Annotated in this window: 1 protein-coding gene; it reads right to left on the bottom strand. The window is 48.9% G+C overall.

The features are described from left to right. Positions 1 to 26 precede the first annotated feature (26 nt). On the bottom strand, positions 27 to 231 hold a 205-nt coding region (locus AOA60_RS13815), incomplete at its 5' end, for a hypothetical protein (RefSeq protein ID WP_218240641.1).

Genomic DNA, 231 nt, shown 5'->3' with positions numbered 1-231 from the left:
CAATTATTTCCTGGGGCCTGATCAGATCATAGCGCTGCTGTTCCCCCCGCTTCAATGAATTCTAGGATAGGTGGAACGATCCCATCGATAATCCCGATGCTTCCTGAGCAATTGATCATGGACGCACCGCTTCTTGCCACCTGCTCTGTTTCTTCTTTCGTCGCTTCAGTGAGATGTACTGCAAGTAATCGCTCATTGAGGTAGCCTATTTCATCGAGAAAGGCGATGGAC

It is taken from the genome of Pseudomonas sp. 2822-17, assembly GCF_002742485.1.
GTDB lineage: Bacteria > Pseudomonadota > Gammaproteobacteria > Pseudomonadales > Pseudomonadaceae > Aquipseudomonas > Aquipseudomonas cyclaminis.
The sequence above is the reverse complement of the archived record's forward strand: the minus strand, read 5'-3'. Positions and strand labels throughout refer to the sequence as shown.